The organism is Rhodoferax sp. OV413 (genome assembly GCF_945881795.1).
Lineage (GTDB): Bacteria > Pseudomonadota > Gammaproteobacteria > Burkholderiales > Burkholderiaceae_C > Allorhodoferax.
This window is the reverse complement of sequence record NZ_CAMCVG010000100.1, coordinates 1-7,403: the sequence shown is the minus strand read 5'-3', so window position 1 is coordinate 7,403 and position 7,403 is coordinate 1. Positions and strand designations below refer to the sequence as shown.

6 protein-coding genes and 1 pseudogene are annotated in these 7,403 nt (G+C 61.4%); 5 read left to right on the top strand and 2 right to left on the bottom strand.

Translation table 11 applies throughout. The features are described 5' to 3' along the window. Both Q0O05_RS10625 and Q0O05_RS10620 read left to right on the top strand, forming a co-directional pair. Positions 1-490 (top strand): annotated as a pseudogene (locus Q0O05_RS10625) (hypothetical protein); the annotation flags it as partial. A 33-nt stretch (positions 491-523) separates the two neighbouring features. Then, a complete protein-coding gene (locus tag Q0O05_RS10620) occupies positions 524-1,237 on the top strand; it encodes a YebC/PmpR family DNA-binding transcriptional regulator (RefSeq protein ID WP_293662832.1) in 714 nt (237 codons plus the stop codon). A gap of 27 nt (positions 1,238-1,264) precedes the next feature. Here the strand turns inward: Q0O05_RS10620 and Q0O05_RS10615 are convergent, their stop codons facing one another. Continuing rightward, positions 1,265-2,896 (bottom strand): alpha-D-glucose phosphate-specific phosphoglucomutase, encoded by a 1,632-nt coding sequence (locus Q0O05_RS10615; RefSeq protein WP_293662830.1) that lies wholly within the window; start codon positions 2,894-2,896, stop codon positions 1,265-1,267. Between the two features lie 40 nt (positions 2,897-2,936). Then, positions 2,937-5,384, bottom strand: a complete 2,448-nt coding sequence (locus Q0O05_RS10610) for a YgiQ family radical SAM protein (RefSeq protein WP_293662828.1) — start codon at positions 5,382-5,384, stop codon at positions 2,937-2,939. 172 nt (positions 5,385-5,556) lie between these two features. On the opposite strand from Q0O05_RS10610, the gene Q0O05_RS10605 reads away from it, so the two are divergent. From Q0O05_RS10605 to Q0O05_RS10595, 3 genes are all read left to right on the top strand, one after another. Next, positions 5,557-6,396 carry an ABC transporter substrate-binding protein gene (locus Q0O05_RS10605; RefSeq protein ID WP_293662826.1) on the top strand — a complete coding sequence of 280 codons (840 nt, stop codon included), beginning with the start codon at positions 5,557-5,559 and terminating at the stop codon, positions 6,394-6,396. A gap of 69 nt (positions 6,397-6,465) precedes the next feature. Further along, complete coding sequence (locus tag Q0O05_RS10600) at positions 6,466-7,152, top strand: ABC transporter permease (protein WP_293662824.1); 687 nt, start codon at positions 6,466-6,468, stop codon at positions 7,150-7,152. Then, positions 7,149-7,403, top strand: a 255-nt coding sequence (locus Q0O05_RS10595; protein ID WP_293662822.1) for an ABC transporter permease subunit, incomplete at its 3' end; no start/stop codon positions are given. The genes Q0O05_RS10600 and Q0O05_RS10595, both read left to right, overlap by 4 nt.

Below are 7,403 nucleotides of genomic sequence, written 5' to 3'. Positions count from 1 at the left end.
ATCGTGGGACGTTTGGGCGCTCTACTTCTTCGGGGCCTATGGATTGGGCGCGCTGGCGTGGTGGGCGGGCTTGCGTGGCAGACAGGGTTTCCTGCCGGTCGCCTTGTATGCTGCCACGCTGACTGCCGGACTGGTGTCGCTGACGTTGGAATTTCGCGAACGGCTGGCGCTGGGAATCGGCGTCTCAGCCCTGCTGGTAAGTTTTGGTGCCAACCAGTGGCAGCTTCCACAACCCGCCAATCGGTGGGCTGCACACTTCAGCCGCACCTCTTACGCCCTCTTCCTGACGCATTACGCGGTTTTGCTGCTGGCCAACGCGGCGTGGGCGGCACTGGGCTGGACTAACGGCGACGCGGCGCTAGTGTTTATTGGCGCGAGCTGGGTAATGGCGCTCGGAACAAGCCACCTGTTTTACATGCATGTCGAAAAGCGTATCGAGCAGTTCCGCAGCAGCATCAGACAGGCCAGGGCGCCGCAGGCCGCCAAGTAAAATTTAAGACAATCTCACTCAGAAAGAATCACCATGGGCGCGCAATGGAAAGCAAAGGGCAAGGCGCTGGTCGCTGATGCCAAAGGCAGGCTGTTTACCAAACTGGTCAAGGAAATAACTGTCGCAGCGCGAGGCGGTGCGGATCCGGCTGCCAATGCCAAGCTGCGCTTGGTGGTCGAGCAGGCCCGCAAGGTCTCCATGCCCAAAGAGACGCTAGAACGCGCTATCAAAAAAGGAGCAGGTCTCACCGGTGAGGTCATCCACTATGAGCACGTGATTTACGAAGGCTTTGCGCCGCATCAGGTGGCGGTCATGGTGGAATGTCTGACGGACAACGTCAAGCGCACCGCGCCCGAGATGCGCGTGCTGTTCCGCAAAGGCCAGTTGGGCACCAGCGGCTCGGTGGCATGGGACTTTGACCACCTGGGCATGGTTGAGGCGGCACCCACCGCAGCGGATTCTGATGCGGAAGTTGCCGCCATCGAAGCCGGCGCACAAGACTTTGAAGCCGGCGACGAAGAGGGTACTACCGTGTTTTACACAGAGCCTGCGGACCTGGACCTGGTGGCCCGCGCTCTGCCGAACTTCGGCTTCAACGTGCTATCCATGAAACTGGGCTACAAGGCCAAAAACCCGGTAGACCCCAGCAGCCTGAGCGCTGAGGCCCTGGAAGAAGTGGAAACATTCCTCGCCGCCATTGACGGAAACGACGACGTGCAAAACGTGTACGTTGCCTTGGCCGGCTGAAGCCAATGCTCGGGCTAAGGCTAATGCTCAGGTTGTGACTGAGGGCCGGTCCATGCCGGTGAATGCCCGAATCTGCGCCACGGTCTCTGCCAGTGCAATCAGAGGCTGCAGGGCCTCTTGGGCCGGGATGTCGTGGCGGGCTATGTCGGGCTCATGCCGCTCCAGATAGACCCGCAACGTGGCGCCTTCGGTACCCGTGCCCGAGAGGCGAAAAACCACCCGCGAGCCGTCCTCCATCACCACGCGCACGCCCTGCTTATGGCTGACGCTTCCGTCCACCGGGTCGGTGTAGGAAAAGTCATCAGCAAACGCGATGGGCAGGCCCTCTATCGCGCGACCGGCAAGGCTCGGCAGAGACGCGCGCAGTTCGCGCATGAGCGCATCTGCCTGCGCGGTGGCAATACCTTCGTAATCATGGCGGGAATAGACGCAGCGGCCGTAATCGGCCCACAACCCGCGCACCAAAGCCTCGACCGACTTTCCGGTGGCCGCAATCAAATTGAGCCAGAACAGCACAGCCCAGAGCCCGTCTTTTTCGCGCACGTGGCTGGAGCCGGTGCCATAGCTCTCTTCGCCGCACAGCGTCACCCGGCCGGCATCCATCAGGTTGCCAAAAAACTTCCAGCCGGTGGGCGTCTCAAAACACGGAATGTTCTGGGCCTTGGCAACGCGGTCCACCGCGGTTGATGTCGGCATGGAACGCGCAACGCCTGCAATGCCGCCGCGGTAGCCGGGCACCAGGGTGGCATGGGCGGCGATAACTGCAAGGCTGTCGCTGGGCGAAACCACGAATTTGCGGCCCACAATCATGTTGCGGTCGGCATCGCCGTCACTGGCGGCACCCATGTCGGGCGCATCTTCGGCAAGCAAATGGGCAATCAGGTCTTGCGCGTTCACCGGGTTGGGGTCCGGGTGCAGACCGCCGAAGTCCTCCAGCGGGGTGCCGTTGACGACCGTGCCCGCAGGCGCACCCAACTCGCCCTCGAGCAAGGCCTGCGCGTAGGGGCCGCCCACCGCGCACATAGCGTCAAACCGCAGCCGGAAGCCGCCGGCAAACAGGCGGCGAATGGCCTCAAAGTCAAACAACTCGCGCATCACCGCGGCATAGTCAGCCACCGGGTCGATAACCACCACCTCCATACCAGCCAGTAGCTGGCTACCCTCGGTCTCGAGGCTGATATCGGCGGTGTCCACCGTAGAAATGTTCGTCAGCACCTTGCTGCGCTCGAAAACCGCATCGGTGAGTTTTTCAGGGGCGGGGCCGCCGTTGCCCACGTTGTATTTGATGCCAAAGTCGCCGTCCGGGCCGCCGGGGTTGTGGCTTGCGGAAAGCACAATGCCCCCGCTCGCGCCATGCCGTCGAATCACCGCACTCACCGCCGGCGTCGACAAGATGCCGCCCTGACCCACCAGCACCCGCGCATAACCCTTGGCGGCCGCCATGCGCAAGATGGTTTGAATCGCCACGCGGTTGTAGTACCGCCCGTCGCCGCCCAACACCAGCGTCAACCCTGCGGTCTCAGGCAGCACATCAAACAGTGCCTGAACAAAGTTTTCAAGGTAGTGCGGCTGCTGAAAAACGGAAACCTTTTTGCGCAGACCGGAGGTACCGGGACGCTGACCGTCGAAGGGAGTGGTGGGGATAGTGATGTGGGTCATGGATGAGTGGGCCTTACCACTGTCGCCCGGGGCGAATCCATCAGCGCGGTTTGCGGGCCGCCTTGAACGCGGGCTTGGTGGAACCGGTTACGCGTGGTGGCAAACCGGTATGCTGGGTCAGCATACGCCCTTTGGCGGGAGCGGAGGTTGCGGTGGTAGTGGCAGGTTTGGCGGCGCTTGCCTGCGATGTCTTCGCGGGAGCGGCGGTGGAGTTTTTCTTGCGGGCGCTCTGGTAGCCGCCATCCACCAAAGGCTGGAAGGTGGGGATGAGGTGGTGCTTGCCGTTACCAATCAGGTCTGCGCGGCCCATCGTCTTGAGCGCCTCGCGCAAAAGCGGCCAGTTGTTGGCGTCGTGGTAGCGCAAGAAAGCCTTGTGCAAGCGGCGGCGCTTTTCGCCCCGCACGATGTCGACCGTCTCATCATCGCTTTGCGCAGCGCGATGCACCCGCTTGAGGGTGTTGCGGCCTGAGTGGTACATGGCCGTTGCGGTGGCCATGGGGCTTGGGTAAAAGGTTTGCACCTGGTCAGCGCGAAAGCCGTTTTTCTTGAGCCACAGGGCCAGGTTCATCATGTCTTCATCGCTGGTGCCGGGGTGGGCGGCAATGAAATAGGGAATCAGGTATTGCTTCTTGCCGGCCTCGGCGCTGAATTTTTCGAAAAGCTGCTTGAACTTGTCGTAGCTGCCGATGCCGGGCTTCATCATCTTGGTCAGCGGCCCCTGCTCGGTATGTTCGGGGGCGATTTTGAGATAGCCGCCCACATGGTGCTGCACCAGCTCTTTCACGTATTCGGGGCTCTTGACGGCCAGGTCGTAACGCAGGCCCGAACCAATCAGGATTTTCTTGATGCCTTTGAGGCCGCGTGCGCGGCGGTAAATTTTGATCAGCGGGCCGTGGTCAGTCGTCAGGTTCTGGCAAATGCCGGGGTAGACACAGCTGGGCTTGCGGCAGGCTGCCTCAATCTCGGGGCTGCGGCAGCCCAAACGGTACATGTTGGCGGTCGGGCCGCCCAAGTCTGAAATAGTTCCGGTGAAGCCCTTAACCTTGTCGCGGATGTCTTCCACCTCTTTAATGATGGATTCTTCCGAGCGGCTTTGGATGATGCGGCCCTCGTGCTCGGTGATCGAGCAAAAGGTGCAGCCGCCAAAGCAGCCGCGCATGATGTTGACGCTGAATCGAATCATCTCCCACGCCGGGATCTTGGTCGCACCGTCATGGCTGCCGGCCTCATCGGCGTAGGCGGGGTGCGGGCTGCGCGCGTAGGGCAGGTCGAACACAAAGTCCATCTCCGCGGTGGTCAGCGGAATGGGCGGCGGGGTAATCCAGACATCACGCGCGGTCGCACCTTCGCCATGGGCTTGCACCAGGGCCCGTGCGTTGCCGGGGTTGGTCTCCAGATGCAGCACGCGGTTGGCGTGGGCGTAGAGCACCGGGTCGCTCCTGACCTGCTCGTAGCTGGGCAGGCGGATGACCGAGCGTTCGCGTGGCGGCACCTTGAGCTTGCCCTTACCGCCGGAAAGCGCGGGGTTGGCAAAAAACGTGAGCGGAGCGAGGGCAGGCCCGAGGGAGGACGTAGCGGGCTTTGTTTGGGGACCGGAATCTGACCCGGATGTAGGCGCCTGGCCATCATCTTTGGCACAGGTGGCGCCGTTGTCAGCGGCCAGCTCGCTGGTAGTCATGTAGGGGTTGATGTGCGCCTCTACACGGCCAGGCTCGTCCACGGTGGTGGAGGTGATCTCGAACCAGCCTTGTTCGCTGCCGTCGCCCTGCCAGCGGGCGCTCTCATCATCCGGCCGGCGCACGAAGGCAGTTCCGCGCACGTCGGTGATGTGCTCCACCGGTTCCTTGGCAGCCAGGCGGTGGGCCACTTCCACAATAGCGCGCTCGGCATTGCCGTATAGCAGCAAATCGCACTTGGCATCCACCACAATGCTGCGGCGCACTTTGTCGCTCCAGTAGTCGTAATGGGCGATGCGGCGCAGGCTGCCTTCGATGCCGCCCAGAACGATGGGCGTGTCTTTGTAGGCTTCGCGGCAGCGCTGGCTGTAGACAATGGCCGCGCGGTCTGGGCGCTTGCCGCCCACATCGCCGGCGGTGTAGGCGTCATCACTGCGGATCTTGCGGTCTGCGGTGTAGCGGTTGATCATGGAGTCCATGTTGCCGCTGGTCACGCCCCAAAACAGGTTGGGCTTGCCCAGTGCCTTAAAGGCCTCGGCGCTGGTCCAGTCGGGCTGGGCGATGATGCCGACCCGAAAACCCTGAGCCTCCAGCATGCGCCCGATCACCGCCATGCCGAAGCTGGGGTGGTCTACATACGCGTCGCCGGTGACGATGATGATGTCGCAGCTATCCCAGCCCAGCATGTCCATTTCGGCACGGCTCATCGGCAGGAATGGCGCTGTTCCAAAGCGCGAGGCCCAGTACTTGCGGTAGCTGGAGATCGGCTTGGCGGCGCGCGCGAAAAAAGAGACGTCGACAGGGGCGTTCATAGAAATCCGGGGGGAGGTGCTGCCGAGTGTAAGGTTTTACGCCTCTTGGCGGCGACAAAGGGCTAAGGCTCATGGCTATGCCGCGCGGCCCGACCTGGGTACCTTTGACCCCGTAGAATGAATTTTTTTTGTAGCAACCGCCGGCGTCAGTCGGCACTTCCTGGAACTTTTCATGAAAAAACTCTTGCTGGCCTTGGCCGCCATCTCCATATTGGCCGCATGCGGCAAAAAAGAAGAAGCAGCACCCGCGGCATCTGCCGCGCCGGCCTCTGCACCTGCTGCTGCCGCGCCTGAAGCCGGCCCCCTGAAGGTCGCCATCGACCCCACCTACGAGCCCTTCACCTTCAAATCCGCCGACGGCCAGCCCACCGGTTTTGATGTGGACATTGCCAACGCCCTGTGCGAACAAATCAAACGCAAATGCGAATTCGTGGAACAGGTCTGGGACAGCATGATTCCCGGACTGGTGGCCAAGAAGTACGACGTGATCATCTCCTCCATGTCCATCACCGATGAACGAATGAAGGAAGTGGACTTCACCGACAAGTACTACAACACCCCCAGCCGTCTGGTGCTGAAAAAGGGTGTGACGTTCACCGACGCGGCCTCGATCAAAGGCAAGAAAATCGGCGTTCTGAAAGGCTCCACCCAAGAAAAATACGCTTTGGGCGACCTGAAGCCCGCCGGTGTGGTGGTGAACTCCTATGAAGCGCAAGACCAGGTCTATCTGGACATCAAGTCCGGACGTCTGGACGGCACAGTCGCAGACTACATGGAAGTCACCGGTGGCTTCCTGAGCAAGCCTGAAGGCGCCAAATACGAGCTGGTGGGCCCGGACCTGAAGATGCCCCAGTACTTCGGCTACGGCGCAGGCGTTGCATTGCGCAAGGGTGAAGACAAGCTCAAGGGCGAGCTCAACGATGCCATCAAGTCCATCCGCGCCAATGGCACCTACAAGACCCTGAACGACAAGTACTTTGCCAAGTACAACATCGACGTCTACGGCGAATAAACCCCGCCTTTGCAAGCTCAACGGGGCGCATTGCTGCGCCCCGTTTCTTTCATTGCCCCCGCGGCTGCCATGAATCCGTACTACATCGCCATCTTGCAGGGCTCGGTGCTCACCGTCGCGGTATCACTGTGTGCCCTGTTGGTGGCTATCGGGCTGGGTCTGCTGGGTGCGGCAGCCAAACTCTCAGGGCAGCCGGTGTTGCGGGCCACGGCCACCGCCTACACCACCCTGATTCGTGGCGTGCCGGAGTTGGTGGTGATGCTGCTGGTGTTTTACGGCGGCACCATCGGCCTGAACCACTTGCTGGAGTGGGCCGGCAGCAAAAAAACTGTAGATATCAACCCCTTTCTGGCGGGTGTGCTGACCATCGGATTCATTTACGGCGCCTACATGACCGAAACCTTCCGGGGCGCCATTCTGGCCATCCCCAAAGGTCAGACTGAGGCTGCCTGGGCCTTTGGCATGGGCCGCACGCAGACCTTTGTGCGCATCACCCTGCCGCAAATGGTGCGCTATGCATTGCCCGGCTTCACCAATAACTGGCTGGTACTGATTAAGGGCACCGCGCTGGTCAGCCTGATTGGCCTGAAGGAGATGACCTACCTCTCCAAGCAAGCCAGTGCGGCCACGCGTTCGCCGTTTGAGTTTTTCCTATTCAGCGCGGTGCTGTTTTTGGTGTACACCAGCGTGTCTCTGTGGGTGCTGCGCCGGGTCAACCAGCGCTTCAGCCTGGGCACCACCCGGGTTTCGCTATGAAGTGGCACGTCATTTTCGAGCCGCACAACCTGCAGCTCTACCTGAGCGGCATCTCCACAACGCTCGGGCTGCTCTTCTCTTCGCTGGCCATCGGCGGCGTGCTGGCGCTGCTGTGTGCCCTTGCTTTGACCAGCCGCTGGACGGCGCTGCGCTGGCTGGTCGGCAGCTACACCTATGTGATTCGTGGCACGCCGCTGCTGATTCAGGTGTACCTGATCTATTACGGGCTCGGCCAACTGGAATGGATTCAA